General features: G+C 62.6%; 15 protein-coding genes. 7 read left to right on the top strand and 8 right to left on the bottom strand.

All coding sequences use genetic code 11. The features are described 5' to 3' along the window. Nucleotides 1-345: 345 nt before the first annotated feature. The 4 genes from LOZ83_RS01285 to LOZ83_RS01270 form a co-directional block, all read right to left on the bottom strand. Nucleotides 346-663 (bottom strand): hypothetical protein, encoded by a 318-nt coding sequence (locus LOZ83_RS01285; protein ID WP_236787981.1) that lies wholly within the window; start codon nt 661-663, stop codon nt 346-348. A gap of 836 nt (nt 664-1,499) precedes the next feature. Then, nucleotides 1,500-1,943 (bottom strand): hypothetical protein, encoded by a 444-nt coding sequence (locus LOZ83_RS01280; protein ID WP_236787979.1) that lies wholly within the window; start codon nt 1,941-1,943, stop codon nt 1,500-1,502. Nucleotides 1,944-1,995: 52 nt separating this feature from the next. Then, nucleotides 1,996-2,271, bottom strand: coding sequence for a hypothetical protein (locus LOZ83_RS01275; protein WP_236787977.1), 276 nt, complete (start codon nt 2,269-2,271; stop codon nt 1,996-1,998). 44 nt (nt 2,272-2,315) lie between these two features. Then, on the bottom strand, nt 2,316-2,657 hold the full coding sequence (locus LOZ83_RS01270) for a GNAT family N-acetyltransferase (RefSeq protein ID WP_236787975.1): 342 nt from the start codon (nt 2,655-2,657) through the stop codon (nt 2,316-2,318). Nucleotides 2,658-3,183: 526 nt separating this feature from the next. Here LOZ83_RS01270 and LOZ83_RS01265 point away from each other — a divergent pair. From LOZ83_RS01265 to LOZ83_RS01255, 3 genes are all read left to right on the top strand, one after another. Then, nucleotides 3,184-3,369, top strand: coding sequence for a hypothetical protein (locus LOZ83_RS01265; RefSeq protein ID WP_236787973.1), 186 nt, complete (start codon nt 3,184-3,186; stop codon nt 3,367-3,369). 262 nt (nt 3,370-3,631) lie between these two features. Further along, complete coding sequence (locus LOZ83_RS01260) at nt 3,632-3,889, top strand: hypothetical protein (RefSeq protein WP_236787971.1); 258 nt, start codon at nt 3,632-3,634, stop codon at nt 3,887-3,889. Nucleotides 3,890-4,020: 131 nt separating this feature from the next. Next, complete coding sequence (locus tag LOZ83_RS01255; RefSeq protein WP_236787969.1) at nt 4,021-4,368, top strand: hypothetical protein; 348 nt, start codon at nt 4,021-4,023, stop codon at nt 4,366-4,368. Between the two features lie 507 nt (nt 4,369-4,875). Here the strand turns inward: LOZ83_RS01255 and LOZ83_RS01250 are convergent. The 4 genes from LOZ83_RS01250 to LOZ83_RS01235 all read right to left on the bottom strand — a co-directional run bounded on the left by LOZ83_RS01250 (nt 4,876) and on the right by LOZ83_RS01235 (nt 10,497). Beyond that, the gene (locus LOZ83_RS01250) at nt 4,876-6,225 is read right to left on the bottom strand and encodes a hypothetical protein (protein WP_236787967.1); all 1,350 of its coding nucleotides are present in this window, start codon (nt 6,223-6,225) and stop codon (nt 4,876-4,878) included. Between the two features lie 461 nt (nt 6,226-6,686). Then, the gene (locus LOZ83_RS01245; RefSeq protein WP_236787964.1) at nt 6,687-7,298 is read right to left on the bottom strand and encodes a hypothetical protein; all 612 of its coding nucleotides are present in this window, start codon (nt 7,296-7,298) and stop codon (nt 6,687-6,689) included. A gap of 1,114 nt (nt 7,299-8,412) precedes the next feature. Then, nucleotides 8,413-9,228, bottom strand: a complete 816-nt coding sequence (locus tag LOZ83_RS01240) for an SDR family mycofactocin-dependent oxidoreductase (RefSeq protein ID WP_236787962.1) — start codon at nt 9,226-9,228, stop codon at nt 8,413-8,415. Nucleotides 9,229-9,612: 384 nt separating this feature from the next. Further along, nucleotides 9,613-10,497, bottom strand: a complete 885-nt coding sequence (locus tag LOZ83_RS01235; RefSeq protein WP_308190194.1) for a UbiA family prenyltransferase — start codon at nt 10,495-10,497, stop codon at nt 9,613-9,615. Nucleotides 10,498-10,764: 267 nt separating this feature from the next. On the opposite strand from LOZ83_RS01235, the gene LOZ83_RS01230 reads away from it, so the two are divergent. The 4 genes from LOZ83_RS01230 to LOZ83_RS01215 are packed head-to-tail and all read left to right on the top strand — an operon-like array spanning nt 10,765 to nt 14,947. Then, nucleotides 10,765-11,571 (top strand): hypothetical protein, encoded by an 807-nt coding sequence (locus LOZ83_RS01230; RefSeq protein ID WP_236787959.1) that lies wholly within the window; start codon nt 10,765-10,767, stop codon nt 11,569-11,571. A 2-nt stretch (nt 11,572-11,573) separates the two neighbouring features. Next, entirely contained in the window at nt 11,574-12,284 is a 711-nt protein-coding gene (locus LOZ83_RS01225; protein WP_236787957.1) for a hypothetical protein, read from the top strand. 1 nt (nt 12,285) lies between these two features. Continuing rightward, the gene (locus tag LOZ83_RS01220) at nt 12,286-13,668 is read left to right on the top strand and encodes a hypothetical protein (RefSeq protein ID WP_236787956.1); all 1,383 of its coding nucleotides are present in this window, start codon (nt 12,286-12,288) and stop codon (nt 13,666-13,668) included. A gap of 10 nt (nt 13,669-13,678) precedes the next feature. Next, complete coding sequence (locus tag LOZ83_RS01215; RefSeq protein ID WP_236787955.1) at nt 13,679-14,947, top strand: cytochrome P450; 1,269 nt, start codon at nt 13,679-13,681, stop codon at nt 14,945-14,947. The last annotated feature ends 28 nt before the right edge of the window (nt 14,948-14,975 follow it).

Here is a 14,975-nt window from a genome sequence, read left to right as displayed (position 1 = left end):
AACTCCACCGAGTTGATCGACGGGACAGCAATGTCAACCGTTTGCCGCCGCCCCAAGCCGTAGGCAAATCGCACGACGGCCCGTGTCACGATTAACGTGCCCAGGTGAATGCTGCGTACCGAGCGGACGCTGGGAAGTCGGGCGGTGGTGTTGGGTACGACTACTCCTGGAGCGATAGAACACGACGACGCGACTCCGGAACGATATTGTATCATGTTGGCCTCCCGTCCTAGATGCTTAATCTGCCTTTGGAGAAAGCTCTTGAGCTCAGCTTCACCCTATCGGGCGGCGTCAAACTCATTCAGCGCCGATCAAGTCTACCCTCAATGTTGACGTCAAACGCCTTCAATGAGACGCGCGTATTGGCGGATGTAGCTGAATCTCGAATTTGCCGTCAAATAGGTGCGTGTCGATATCAAGGGCGCCAGTGGAGTGGATCGGCGAAAGATCAAACAGTTGGCGCACGTGCAGAAGGTTGGACCATCGTTCTAGTTCGCCCTGGGTATCGGCGAGGTTATCGGGGATCCGGCCCGCGATCCGCAGTCGTGCGCCGGGATTCAACAGGCTCCCACACTGGTGGTTGAACACGGACATCGTCCAGTTCAATGCCGCGCATCCCGCCCGAGCGCCTAAGTCGTTGTAGGCACGGGCGACCGCGTCCACGGCGACCTCATGAGGTGGGCGCCCCTCGGAAATTTCTGTCCACCGAATTGCCATCCTGTGAGAGTCCTTCTGTTTCGGTCCAGTCGTGTGACACTTAGAGACTGGGATTTGCATTCATGGTTGACACAAAATGGTGCCGAGAGCGGGTAGAGGCATCGAATAGTGCGCGCGGCTCTGGGTGCTGTGTAATTGCCGTGCGAGTCCGCAAACTCGGTCGATACAGGGATGCCGGTTTCGTCACGCGGGCCCGCGTCGTTGGGTGCACGGTGCGATTGGGGGTTTGAGGCTTCGATGTCCATCCCTTCGCCGGCGTGAAGCTCGGTCCACGTTGATCGTTGTCGCGCTGTCGCAACGGGTTGATGCGTACGCACCCTTTTCGTCGCGGCGCGGCTGGCTAGTCGACCAGCGACGTGCACGATCATATCGGATTTGATTAGATCAAAGCACTTAGGAGTGACATGGTTGTCGGCGGACCCAGGTCGACCTGGTGCAGCTCGGGCACGGCAGTCCCCGTGATCGGCGTCGGCGATCATGACCGCGTCGGCAGTGCGGTCGAACATGGTGACCCTGGATCCCCCTTCGACGACGTCAACTACGGATGCGCCAGCTTTCGCGAGTTCCTGGCCCGACTGGGGCATCGCGTCCACACCGTCGGCCGCCGTAGCGGCGACATCACCCTTACGAACGGGCTCTGGACTGCGGTTTCTCGTGATATACGCCCCGTTTGGGCGTGGATTGGGTGTTTGTGGCCATTTTGAACGCCTGCATCTGTTTCTTTACGGCTGGTCAAGCTCGTGCAGGTGCTGGTCGTTGTTGAGTCGCTGTTCGAGCAGCTCTTAGCGTGCTACCGCGTCTACTTCGGCGGGAAAGGCGTAGGTGTGGGCGGGGTACATGCCGTGAAAGCAGGTCACGCCCCACCATGGGATGTCTGCCACCGTCGCCTCGGTCAGCATGATGCCCGTGCGTTCACGGACCCGGCCTGTCCCTCGGTCGGCCTCGCGACGGACCCGGCCGGTCTCCAGGGCTTTCCATAACCGTTCCCGCAGCGCCTCAGGCACGGTGTCATCGTGCAGCGGAAGTCCGGCTGCGCCGTACTCGTCCAGCTCGCGCCGCGCGTGCTCCCGCAACCGCTGTGTACGCCCGGCCTGTACCCGCTCGACCCGGTCACGACCGACGCGACTCCACAGCCCCTCCAACGCCAGCATCCCCGCACCCATCGTGTCCCCGTGGGCAATCTCGTCGATCTCGTCCAGCGCGGCCGCGATCTCCTCATCGGTCATGCCCGCCACCCTACGGTGGCCAGTCGCCCGAGAAGAGCACGCGGAGGTTCAGCTACGGCGCTGCGCGTCGGCAGGCCCGCATCTGCCGGAGCTGTTCCCGCAGGTAGGGCTTGTTGTAGTGCGCCCACCCGTACTTGGCGACCGCCTGGTCTTCCTCCAGGATCGGTTGCTGACCGGCATCCCGTAGTGGCCCCTTCGCTTCGTTCCACCACTCCCGGTCGCTGCGGACTTGGTCCGGGTCCCCCGAGTAGCTGGCGGAGTGAGTGAACGCGATAAGTGCGCGGTCGTATTCTTCCCACAGCGCGTCGAGCTGGTTGGTATCGGTCACCCGGGCAACCCTAGTGCCCCGAACGACTGAGCGGGCTGGCCGTTCTACTGGCCGTCGGGTGTTCGACCTGCGGCGATGTGCATGTGGGTGCACCAGTGTGGTTCCCCGAGCGGGAACGGCGGTGATACGGCTGCCCAGAACGCCCGCGCCTGCTCGCCTCTGACGACGGTGGTGGACCACTGGTAGCGGGGTGCTCGCGCGTGTGCGGCGGCGACCAGGACGGTGCCGAACCCGTGGCGCCGGTATTGCTCGTCGACCCGGACCTGTTCGAGCACGGCCCGTTGCTCGACCCGGCACAGGCACAGGTCGATATCGCCGAGCACGGTACGACCGAGCCGGATCTCGATACGGCCGAGTCCGGCGAGCTGTGCTGGCGGGACCGCCACGAGCACGAGTCCGTTATGGGGCGCCGTTTCCGAGGTGAACTGCTGTTCCCGACCAACGTCGACCTCTGCCCAAGCGCCGCGACGGCCGGCAACGCTGCACGCCTCGCAGAAGCTCTCATGCAGGGCATACAAGTGCGAGTAAGTCGTGGTGCACCCACCGATGCCCAGGTCGTGCCCCCAGGGACACCGTCCGTCGACGCGCCAGCCGATCGGCCGGACAGGGACCACTGACCCGAACTCACCCTGCGACCCCGAAACCACAGCGTCGTACCCTCCACCGCTTGCTGATGTGCTGGTCAGAGCCCTTCCCTGGCTCCGACCAGCACGGACACGACGTTAGAACATGCGTTCGAAGAACGCAAAGTGTGTCGACTCACGATCGATCGAAGATCGGTTGGCGAGCCGGGCGCGATGGTGCGGACGACATCCCATCGAGCCTTGCCGTATCGTCGAACATATGTTCCCATTGGCGAGCCGGGTCGGAGGGGACGCTCCGCCCGGTTCATTCGTCGGAGGACTGCTGATCATGACCACACCAACTAAGGCGCGCACCGTCGTCGAGTGGCTCGCGGAAGGCCGGGATGTCCTGGAACAGATGCGTGCCGAAGTCGAACTCAAGACGGGCGCTGGCGCCCCGATCGTCCAAGAAGATCTTGCCGAGGGCATACGCCTGGCGAAGCAACTGGTGAAGTTGGACGAGGCGCGTCGATAACACCCATGCGACAAGGGGAGTCATGATGCCGCAACCGCGATCAAGCACGGACTGGCTGCGAGAGGGCCGAGAGGTCATTGTGCAGACGCTGCAGCACCTCAAGATGCAGCCTGACGCCTACATGCACGATGAGCGTGTACATGCAGTGGTGGACCTGAGTCGCCAGATCGTCGAGGTGGCCGAGGCTGACGGTTAGCCAGTCACCTCGGACTACCACTGCCGACCTCTCAGCGCGCGAGCACTCCTGCCGCGTCTCGCCCGCGTGGAGACGATGCTGGGGCACGCGTTGAACGTGCTGAGCCGATGCCGGGTGATCGAGGCGTTCAGCTTCGCGACGGCGCTCGGACTTGGGTTGGAGGCGTTGCCGGTGCGGGACCGGCCGGTGACGGCCGCGGTGTTGGCTGAGGGCGGGTTCACTGGTACGGACCTATGGCGGTACATGGGGCGCCGCCTGCCGGCGGAGCTGCCCACAGCGGCCGGGGTGCGCGTCGAGGCGCCGGAGCCGGATATTCGCAGCTGACCCTCCTCGAGGGGACCGCACGCTCAGGCTCGTATTCTTCCCACAGCGTGTCGAGCTGGTTGGTATCGGTCACCTGGGTGACCCTAGCGCCCCGAGCGATGGGGCGGGCTGACGTCGATGACCGATGGCGGGTGATCAGCGAGGACGACGCACCGGACCCGAGCCTAGAGTCGGCAACCTTCTTCTTCGACCCGGTCGTCACCAAGAACCGCCCGCACCCCTTCGCCAAGCAGCGGCTCGAGTTCAAATACGCGACATGGCCGGCGGAGGCGATCGAGGCGCACGGGCGTGGTCGTCCCTACCCGCTCTGGAACCCCGAGCTGGGGCGTCGGCCGATCCACATGACCGAGGCCGTGTTCGACGAGCTGTTCGGCCCGCCCGACGTCGCCAGTCCCGAGCGTGCTCGATGGGAACGGGAAGCCGCTCGGCTCGCCCACTTGCGCGAGGAGGTCGCTCAGCACAGGAGTGCAAGGCACTGAGACTGCGAAGGCCTGGCGCCGTGGAGATGCATTGCTGCCCCAGTCCGCCAGTGCTGCCGACGTGTGCTCAACAACAAGCGCGCGAGTCGGAACCGAGACACGAAGCCTTGCGCACCCGGTCGCTCGACACGCGGCAGCCAGCCGCCGAAACCGGACACGCAGTCATCAAGACACGGCGAGTGCGGCGACAAGCTGCGCCGCCCGGGACAGCCCATGCGGAGCGGCTGTGCGCATGCTGATTGACGGCGTCGCGGAGCATGTTTGATCGCCGGCCGAACATCGCCGGGATAACCGGTGAGCCGGACGACCTATGGGCCGAACGCGCCAGTCAAACGCCGTTCATCAGCTCGATTGCGCGAATGATGGGATTCCATACGACAGTTGGCCGCCGTCGCAGAGACGGCGCAAGCGACCGACGCTGCCGCAAGGATTTGGTCGCCAGCTGCAAGCGGGCGACCCGCGTCGCTACGCGTTCGTTCACCGTGTGTCCTTACGCCTCGACGTCGCCTAAGGCGCCCAGGCACCTGACCCGCTTAGCTGCGGTCCGCAGTAGCCGACATATACGACGCCGGATCTTGTGACGTCGTCATAGAAATACATTCGTGGCGCAGGTGGACGGAAAGCTTCGAGCCGGATGTGCGCCGAGAAATAGGCAACGCCAGATGAATCAGTCTTACGATCAACAACGAACATTCGGGCGTTGTGATGGACGGCGTGATCGGCCACGCCTGGGGATTCGCTAAGTGCCACGTTGTGGAGGCTTATCTGCACTCCAGGCTGATCAGTGTGTATGAAAGATCCGACGTTTGACAGTTCGGGTTCCGGGACCGAGCCCTGGTCCAGAGATACTGCTTTCGCATCGGCGTATGCCTGCAGCGTAGCCAATGCCGCCCATGCCTTCGCACGCCAGTGGGCGGCTTTAAGGTATCGGTCCAACATTGCTGCTGGCTCTGGGGCTGCTGTGACACGCAGCCGCGAAAACTGTTCCGTCGCCGCGGCCAACAATTCCGGGAACGATGCGAAGCCTGGTGGGATGGCATGAAGGATCTCGACAGCGTCTTGGGGGCGGAGTGTCGCGAGCGCCCCAGTGACACGACCATAACGAGGATAGATCCAGTCAAGTTCCTCGCTCGCTCGTTCCGCCCGCTCCCACTCAAGTCTCGCCTCGGCGCTGGCCGAAGCTAGGCGCGCCGCGAATTTGCCTCGATGTGGGTCGCCTTCCGCAGCGAGAGTTTCCCTGAGCCTGTTGTTGTCGGTTTCAAGGTCGTGGACACGCGCAGTTGTGGCGTTCAGCATGTGTGTCGTCAGCGCGTGCCGATGTTCCAATTCTCGCAACTGTCGATCGCGGGCCACGATCTCCGAGCGGCCACGTTGGATCTCGGCCTCGACCGTGGGGTCGCGGTACACAGGCGCGGGTTGCGCGAAAGGGTCGCCATACCACCATTGCCGCAATTCTCTATCGGTGATCCAGTCGGATGGTAATTGCGTACTTTGTCGGGTGATTAGTAAGTCGGCGAATACGACCTGCAGGGCTGCAATGCTGATCTCATTGGCAGTGAACCGGGTGTTGGGCAAATTATCCCGAGCAGCAGGGAAAAGTCGAGCACCGGCAGGTGGAATGTCTAGCAGAGAAAGTTTGTTCGCTATCGCCCTACGAGTTGGCTCATCAACCACGACGGTGGAAAGGAGTCCTGGCCATACGAGCAACGAGTCGTCGTTGAAGTTCTGCAGTGCGGCTGCCGAGATAACCATGATGGCCGTTGTCCGGCGCCTGTCGTTGATAGCGGATGCGATTTGCTCTGCGCGTAAGGCAATTTGGCCACCAGTCAGCTCGCGACCGTCGAGAACGTCATTCATGAGTGGCAAACCACTGAGATCCGAGCAAGGGGCGACCTCAGTGAGGCCAAGTATGCGGGCTGGCGGCTCCATGTCGAAACGCCAAGGGCTCCGACTTGCGGCCGCCAAACGCCACGTGACGTGAGTGGCTTCTTGGTTCAATTCGGACATGAGCAACGCGCGGACCTCTACGTCGTTGCGTTCGTCACGCCACGCCGTCGAGAGGACGGAACGAATGGCTGTCCAACTGGAGTCGTGGAGCTCCTCAGCTACGTAACGGCCGCCGTGGCCGGCTTGTATGTACGCGCGAGCGTGGTGCACGGCGTGGTCGCCGGTGATTCGCCAGACGCCTGAGTGCCAGATCCAGTTGGTCATACGAGAATCCTCATTGTCACGAGATCGTTGAAGCGGGGCACTTCATGACCACGAGGCCATCCGTTGGATGTCGAGTGCACCGCGTTCCAGTCGGCGTGCGCGCATGCCTACGTGAAGGGTCTGAAGCGCGCGAGTACGTGGGTCTCACCGTCAAGCCGCACTCCACTGGCGGTGAGGTCGATAATGCGCCAACTGCCGTCACGTCCAAGCATGCGCACACGGCGCGGTCCGATCGGGCTGCTGGCCGGTGTTGCACTTCCATCGGTGATTAGCTGATGCAGAATCGGCATGTCGTCCGGGTGGCACATCGCGACCAATGAGCGATCATCCGGTAGAGCTATTCCGAGCTGATGTCCGAAGTCGTTCGAGGTCATCCAGATCTGTCGGTACTCAGGATCAATGACACCGAGCGGGTCTCCAGCGTTAGCGAACGCTGCAGTGATGAGTTCCAGACTTTGGACTCGTGGGCGCCCCGGTGTAAGCCGCCTGATCGGGTGGGTAACGCCTTGCAACCATCGCACTGGTCCTGCGTCGTCAGGGACTTGGCGTCCTATCATTCGCATCGGCATGTTGCGCCCGGTTCGCTGATGAAGCACCTCGAATTCCTCGATGTGCAGAACATCGGGCGAGCGAAGGGCAGTTGCGATGAGCTCGCGCATACGTGCGCGATAGGAGCCGACCATGACTTCATCGAGAAATCGTGGGCCTTCCCACCACACCCCCCGAGGGTACGGTCCATCTTTTCCTCGGGGCTGGTCAAAACCGTACAATGGGAACACGTCCCGGCCCCAGTACGTCCGAAGATTTTCACCGGAATCGGGCGGTGGGACGCGCCATTCCCAACTCCCCACCAGTGGACGGTCAGGTAGATTTGTCCCGTAGACAGCCTGCGCGGCGATGACTGTGCCGGTTGCCGCACCCACTACTGGCAGTACGCGAAAGTTCCATGCACGACCGGAGTGGAAAGCCGTGTCCGCGAGCGGACGCCCTTCCCGAAGGACTTCGCGTATACGAGGTAACAGGATGCCGCGGGCAGTCGGATCAAGCGCAGTTCGCGAAGATTGACCATCGAAGAGTCGCGCGCCGACTGCCAGCAGCAGCAGGCGGGAATCGACCAAGATCCAATGATTTTGGTGCGGGTATGCGGGCCGGTCAGCCCGAGGAGCTTGGCGACGCTGATCCGGTAGCCGATTTTGATGCCTAGGACGTGTGGTAGCTGGTACCGCGCCCATCGCCGGACGCGGCTGGCGCTCAGCTGGCGAACTCAAGAGCATTGCTCCCCCCAAAAAAAGCATTCGGAACGACACTGCTGCACATTCCCAGTTGTGCAGCGCCGTGTGGCAGCGACCTAGCGGAGCCGCAACCGCCCGAGCGAGAACCGTTGCGATGTGTGACGAGCTTGGGATTGGTCCGTTGTCGCAATATGGATCCCACGAATCGGTCGTAGACGGTATTATGCGCACTTGCCGGAATCGCTACGGCTATTTGGGCATACCTGGTCGTCGTCGATTACCATTACTCGCACTCGAACGTCGCGGTTTTTTTGATTCTTTAGCAGGAAGTCCAGTTCCGCACCCAGGATTGGATCGCCACATACACCCTCATAGTCATTTTTACCGACCATGATGATGACCGGTGATCGCCGTTCGAACGGGCCTCGCTCGATTCGCTCGCGTACTAAATCGGCGCCGTACCGCACCAATTTGGCCGCGGGGAAGTGTCCGGCGATGACTTCATGTCGAATCTTCTCGGTCGCGACGACACATGTACCTGGCTGAGCCTGTGCGGCTTGAAGCGCCTGTATGCGGGTAGTCATTGAAGGGTTGCCTTCGCTCAAAGTACGCTGAACCCGGCATCGAGTTCGATTGTCGCGCCGGTGTTGTAATATTCCTCGGCGGATACAAGCCGTGCGACCCGGTTTGCCACATCCTCGGCTTGGAGCATTTTGACGGGCAGTGCGTTTTGCATTGTAGCCAGCGCGCTGCCGTCGTTAAGTGCTGTTTCCATTGCTGCATTCATCGTCATTCCCGTTGCGACGCCGGTCGGATGAATGGTGTTGACGCGGATCCGGTGCTTTCCAAGAATGGCGGCGTAAGTTTTCGCTATCGCAATCAGTGCCATTTTTCCCGCGTTGTACGCCACGTGGGCTGCTACTTCGCTGCCCGTCGGCTTCAGTGCTGCGCTTGAGGAGACGAGCACGATGCTTCCGCCCTGGCCGCCTTGTTTCATTTCGGGTAGAACTGCCCGAATGGTATGGAAGGCGCCATTGATAATGGTGTCGGTGACGTCAGCAAACTCCAAGTTGGGCTGGAGCTCCGGGCCGACGCGAATAGCGCCGGCATTGGCGATCGCAATGTCCACGCGTTTGAAAACGTCGTAACCGGCCTGGAACGCCGCACGCAGGTTCTCGGGGTCCCGGACGTCGGCCTGTTGTGCGACCATTCGCCGTCCCCGCTTCTCGACTAGCTTCACGGTTTGCGCCAGCTCGTCGGCAGTTCCGAGCGGATAGTCGATCGTTGGCACGTCCTTGCAGATGTCGACGCCAATAATGTCGCAGCCTTCTTCAGCCAAGCGCTCGCAGTGCGCGCGTCCCTGGCCGCGTGCGGCCCCCGTGATAAAAGCAACCTGGCCTTCCAGTTGACCCGCCATCTGTCACCCTTCCTCGTGTCCAACGCGCTGCGTTGGTGCCCCTGTTGTCCTGTGCCCATGCTTGGCGCACTTGATGCCTCGCAGCGTTGAGGACCTCCGGGGCGAAGCCCCGCCGTGCCGTCGAGCACGGCCCTCTGCGATACGTGGTTGACCCGCGTGAGTCGACGATTTTGGCTGGTTCGGCCGGTCATGGTTGCCGTGTAGGTCCATCGCGTGCGCCTTGAATTGCGTTAAAGTTGACACTGATGGGGGGAGTATATGACGATCACTCAGGCTGTCAACTTTAGTGCAACTCACAGGCGGGGCGGGTTGCTGAGCAGGTCTAGTGGGGTGTGACATCGGGCTCGCAAGTTGCACTAAAGTTGACGCATTGGTCACGTGCGGCTAGATGCGTGGTACGCCCAGCAGGGTGACCAGCGGTACCGCTAGCACCAGCACTTCGCCGAGGGTGATGAGGGGGAGGATGCGCATGGTGATCGTCCGCCAGCTCGGGAACTTCGCCCCTCGACGGAGCAACGGGTTGGCCGCAATGGCGAATACAACGAGGTGAGCTGCCATAGCGAGCGTGGTCTGGATGGGCCCGAATCGCCACAGCCCCGCGGCAGCGGCGGCGAGGCCGACCGCCATGAAGAGGCAGGCGACGGCCGTAGTCCTGTAGGCGCCGTGCCGCACGGAAGGCGTGTAGGCCCCGGCCTTGCGGTCGCCCAACAGGTCGGGCACAGACCACCACGCGGTTCGGCCCGCGGAGATTGTGGTCAGGCCGATGGCTAGCCACCATGCCCAGCCCGGCAACCGTGACACAACGGCGCCGGCGGAGACCAGGAACGGCAGGCCACCTGTCGCAGCGCCGTATACCAGGGCGCCGACGAACCCTTTATGCTTGAGACGACCGAGCATGTCAAGGTTGTATGCGGCGTATGACAGGGCGGTCACCGTACCTGCGATGGCCGGGAGTGCGTGCCCGGTCAGCGCCGTGACCGCGATCGCTGCCGCGACGCCCACGACAATTTCCGTTGCGCTCCAGTGGGAGACATGTGTACGTTCTGCCGCTCCTACGAGCGTGGCCTTTCCAGCATGCTGGGCGTCAGTGTTCACGTCGGCGGCCGTGTTGAGGGCAAGGCCACCGCCTAGGAACAGCAGGACGTTCGCGATTGCGGCCAGCAACGCGGCGGCCGACACCAGCTGCGTGGGTTCCGTGACCGCATAGCACGCTCCTCGCCACCCGTAGCAAATCGCAAGTATTGCTACCGAAAGGTCCAGGCGGTGCACCGCGGCGATGTCCCGCCACGAGGCGCCATATCGGCTCACGGCACCCCCGGTGTTGGGAAGGTGTCTGCCCCGTTCTAGCCGGATCGGCGTGCTGGCTGAGACGGGCTGGTTGTCCTATAGTAGATCCAACGACGCTCGCGATAGGTCACTTTTCTGTAGACTTGTGCTATAGTTGACGCGGCCGTCGGGTGTACGGGCGGCACAGTCAGCCGCAGCACCATCGTCGCGGTCATCGCGACGATGACCGGTTCGTGGTTCGGAGAGTCGATGACAGAGTCCATGGCAGACGAGAGTCGGTCACTGTCGTCATGGGAACGTATTGCGTTTTTCCTCAGGGTTTACGACCGCAGACCCCGTCCAATAGACGGAAAGACGTGGAACCAGAAGACCTTAGCGGAATTCGTTTACGAGCACGTCCGCCTGTACAGTCGAGCCCAGATCAGTAAGTTCCTCAAAGGTGAGATCGCGAACCCGGGAAGCAAGGTAATCGCAGCTTCAGCGTTGTACCTGGGCGTTGGTGATCATTGGATCAACCCCCTTCGCCCATGGCCCGGCGACGCTGTGGCCAGGCGCTACGGCTTGCTGGTTTTGGAGATCAACGAGCCTGATGGCTTCACCGAATTCGTCCGACGTCTCAACTGGATTGTGACCTTCTTTGCAGAGAAGGAGCGGCCCGAGGGCGGCGGTTACAGCCTCGCGGACTTGGCTGAATATCTCAGTGACAAAACCGGCGAGCGGTGGCTGGCCGTTGACGTCGGATACCTGTTGTACGGTCATAGGCCCCCGGGCCGCCTGCTGAGCGTCGAGGCCCTCACGGCTATCGCCGACTTCTTCCACGCGACGGTCATGGTGTTCCGTCTCGGTGCCGAGTGGGACGAAGGGTACATCGGTCAGTTTCTCGAAGCCCGCCGACTCCTCGGCGGGCTTCCGGTGGCTGCTCGCAACTCCGGACAGATTGATCTTGCTGGGCTCGTGCAGGTCGCCAAGGCGATCGAGCGCGAGCAGGCGATGTCGGCGCAACGTTCGGTTGCAGAGCCTCAGTTTTTAGCACCGCCCTCCACAGGAGGTGAGTAGAGGTGTTCGGCAGGACCAAATTTACTGGCAGTGAACGGCTCGTGGCCAATGACCCGTTTCTCCGCCGGGTGGATCCACAGGCGCTCGCCAGCGCCAAGGACGATGTGAATGCCGTCATCGAGGCACACGCGCAGCGTTTTTCCGGGCCCGTGCGGCCCCATCAGCTGTTCCAGATGGAGGCCGAACGCCGAGGCCGAACCATCTATATCGCCCGAGGGCCCATTGGCAGCGCGACGTGCGGACTCACCGTTCAATACCCTGACGTCGACGTCGTCGTGATCTCCGACCGCGTCAAGATGGAGCCCGGCGGTCCCGCGATCGGCCGGCGGGTCGAGGTTCACGAACTCTTCCACTACCGCGACCTCCCACTTGACGCCGGACATGCCGACACAGTCACATCCTCGCTCGACGGAACGGCGACCGCTGACATCGATCATGACGTGGACGCCGAACGGCGTGAGTTCTGGAAGAAACTCGCACCCGAGCTGGCTGATGAGGACGAGGAACTCCTCGCCATCGTCCGCAACCAGGAACCATCCGCCATTCTGGCCCGCGACATCTACGACACCGAAACTGAGCAACGTATTGAGGCGTCAGCCCGCCTGCTGGAGCATTACACGACCGATCCCCGACACGCGATGATGCGGTGGAAGCCCCGCGATCCGGTCCAGTCGCTGTTCGGCAGCACGCGAAAACGCGAATGGCGAGGATGACATGCTCAGCGGGTATCGCACAGCCGGCGCCGTCGCGGCCAGTCTCGCAATCATCGCTGTGCTGCTATTGGGCGCCCGGGTGGGCAGCTGGTACGGCACCAGCGCCGCCATTGCCGCAGTGCTGGCCGTCGCCGCACTTCTCGCACGAGGATTAAGGCGATCTGATCCTGGGTTCAACTTCTTCTGCGCCGTCTTCATCTTCGGCGGACTCGGGGCGGTCTTCTACGATCCAGTCACAAACCACGCGATCATTCAGGCCGGCCTGGCGCCGAAAGTCACCTACCTCCTCACCTGCGTTCTCGCCGACATCGCCACCTTCTCCGTGCTGTCGATGTTTTCCACCACATTGGACGATCCGCGAGCCGGACGTCGACGCACCATCCGGCGCGCAGCCGTGCTCCTCGCGTGCACCGGCGTGATGACTGCGCTGGTGACGGGCCTACATACCCAGACGAACGTCCCCATCTTCCCGGCCTACAGCGGAGAACTGCACGTGGCCTGGATCCAGACGACGTACAGTTTCTACCTGACACTCGGTGCGAGCGAATTTCTCTTCATTTGTGTCCGCTACCTCCGCCGCGACAGGCCGCCGCGGCGCGTGGCAATCAGCATTTGGCTCGAGGTCACCGGCGCGATCGTCGCCCTCGTCTTCTCTGTGTGGCAGATCGCGAGGGCGTGGGCCGATCTGAACGGTGGGAACACCGTTCTGGACAACAACACGATCAGCGAGCTTGTCTCGGCCGCCTGCTTCGGGTCCATGGTCATCGGCGCAACGTGGCTGATGTGGGCACCCGCCGTGCTAGACCGACTGTCACTCGGATGGGCGTGGATATCTGTCCGCGCCATGACGCCCTTGCATCAGGTACTGCCCCGGGAGCTTCTGCTCCACTACGACCACGACGACCTCTGCATGGTTCGCACCTGGATTGCCGGTCAAATCCAGGACGTCCGAGGCAGCATGGTCGACTACATACACCCCGGCATAGCGGCGCGGGCACGGGACACCGCTCGCGGCAAGTCCAGGTCCAAGGATGACACCCTCGTCAGAGCGGCAGAACTCGCTTCGGCGCTCGACGCCTTTGAGGAGGCCTGCCGCGCCGACACTCCCGCGGAAAGGGCCAAACGCGTACGGCGGCTGGTTACACGGTACGCGCCTTACCCAGCCGAGAAGCCCACGATCATCACGAAGATCACGCCAGCAGGCCTTGAGACCTATGACGAAAGCTGGGACTTCCCCGCAGAGCCGGTTTCGCTGAAAGAGCAGATCGCGCAGGACTTGCCCTTCATCCGGCTGGCCAAAGCGTTTGGGCGCCGCGAGCTCATTGAGCTGCGCGCGTGGGCACGAGAAAATCCAGCACTCGCAAACGCATCCACCGCGGCATGAGGCATACCTGATGACCCCGGCGGAGTTGGCCCTGGCGTTGCAGCCACTGAGTTACTTCAACACCCTCGCCGACCGTGGGGCAGGGCTAATCGAAATCCGTACTCAGCCACAGCCCCGAATCCTGGTCTCGGATCCCAAAGCCATCGGTGCAATCTGGCAGACCGACCGGACGCTCCAGCATCCGGGCAGTCGCTCGTTTCGACCGGTCCTCGGCGAGCACTCGCTGATCTGGATGGACGGAGATCGCCACCGCGACTACCGCAAAGTATTGAACGGACCACTTGCACGAGACCTCGACACCTACCGCGCCATGATCGCCGGCATCATCGATCAATCAATCGCAACCCTGACCGCAGGCACCGAGGTCCCGCTGGCGGACTGGACCCGCACGGTGGCCATGCGAGTCATGTCGACTTTCGTATTCGGGACCGTCGACGACGAAGTTGTCGAACCGTTCACTCACTGGATGGACCAGGCCATCGGATCACGCCCGCGCACCCTCGCCTACCGGTATCTTCGCGGCGGTTTGCCCACCGCCGATCAGCAGCTCAACCACGCGCTGGTACGGCACGCCAAACGTGCCGCCGATCGTGATCCCCGCACGCTTGCTGCACATCTGCTGGCACCCGACGGACCCCTGGCCGCCATACGCGACGGTGACCGCCGAGATCAGGAACTCCGCGATCAACTCGTCACCCTGCTGTTCGCCGGACACGAGACCACCGCTTCGACCGCCGCCTGGGCATTGGTCTGGCTACACCGCTACCCCGATATCGCCGAACGGGTGCGGGCGGAGCTCAGCCATGTGCCCGACGATGGAATTGCGCCGGGCTCCGCACCACTCCTGCACGCCGTCATTTCGGAAACCCTGCGGCTGACTCCACCGGTTCCGGCCGCCGGCACCCGCAGACTCACCGAAGCCCGCGAACTCGGAACAAGGCGTTTCGCTGCAGGGACCATCGTGACGCCGCACATTTATGTCACCCACCGTCGCCCCGCCGTTTTCAACCAGCCACAGCGGTTCGACCCACATCGCTTCCTGGACGCCCGAGGCCGGTTCCGCCGTCCGCCGATCGACGAGTACTTCCCGTTCGGAGGTGGATCGCGACGCTGCCCGGGCGCCCAGCTCGGACAGCTCGAGGTCGCGATGATCCTGATCCGGGCGTTGCGTCACATGGATCTCGAGATGCGCGAGCCCCGAGGTTCCAACGAACAGTTGCGCGGGCACACCATGGCCCCGTCTCCTCGAGTCCGGCTGCGCGTTCTTGCCAAACACTGACAGCAACCGAGGTTGCATGACGCCGGGT

It is taken from the genome of Amycolatopsis sp. GM8, assembly GCF_021653975.1.
GTDB lineage: Bacteria > Actinomycetota > Actinomycetes > Mycobacteriales > Pseudonocardiaceae > Amycolatopsis_E.
This window is presented reverse-complemented; position numbering and strand designations above follow the sequence as displayed.

Excerpts from the sequence above, each read along its gene's own strand:
- LOZ83_RS01280 (WP_236787979.1), bottom strand. The coding sequence starts at position 1,943 with ATGACCGATGAGGAGATCGCGGCCGCGCTGGACGAGATCGACGAGATT.
- LOZ83_RS01265 (WP_236787973.1), top strand. The coding sequence starts at position 3,184 with ATGACCACACCAACTAAGGCGCGCACCGTCGTCGAGTGGCTCGCGGAA.
- LOZ83_RS01250 (WP_236787967.1), bottom strand. The coding sequence starts at position 6,225 with ATGAATGACGTTCTCGACGGTCGCGAGCTGACTGGTGGCCAAATTGCC.
- LOZ83_RS01240 (WP_236787962.1), bottom strand. The coding sequence starts at position 9,228 with ATGGCGGGTCAACTGGAAGGCCAGGTTGCTTTTATCACGGGGGCCGCA.
- LOZ83_RS01230 (WP_236787959.1), top strand. The coding sequence starts at position 10,765 with ATGACAGAGTCCATGGCAGACGAGAGTCGGTCACTGTCGTCATGGGAA.
- LOZ83_RS01220 (WP_236787956.1), top strand. The coding sequence starts at position 12,286 with ATGCTCAGCGGGTATCGCACAGCCGGCGCCGTCGCGGCCAGTCTCGCA.
- LOZ83_RS01215 (WP_236787955.1), top strand. The coding sequence starts at position 13,679 with ATGACCCCGGCGGAGTTGGCCCTGGCGTTGCAGCCACTGAGTTACTTC.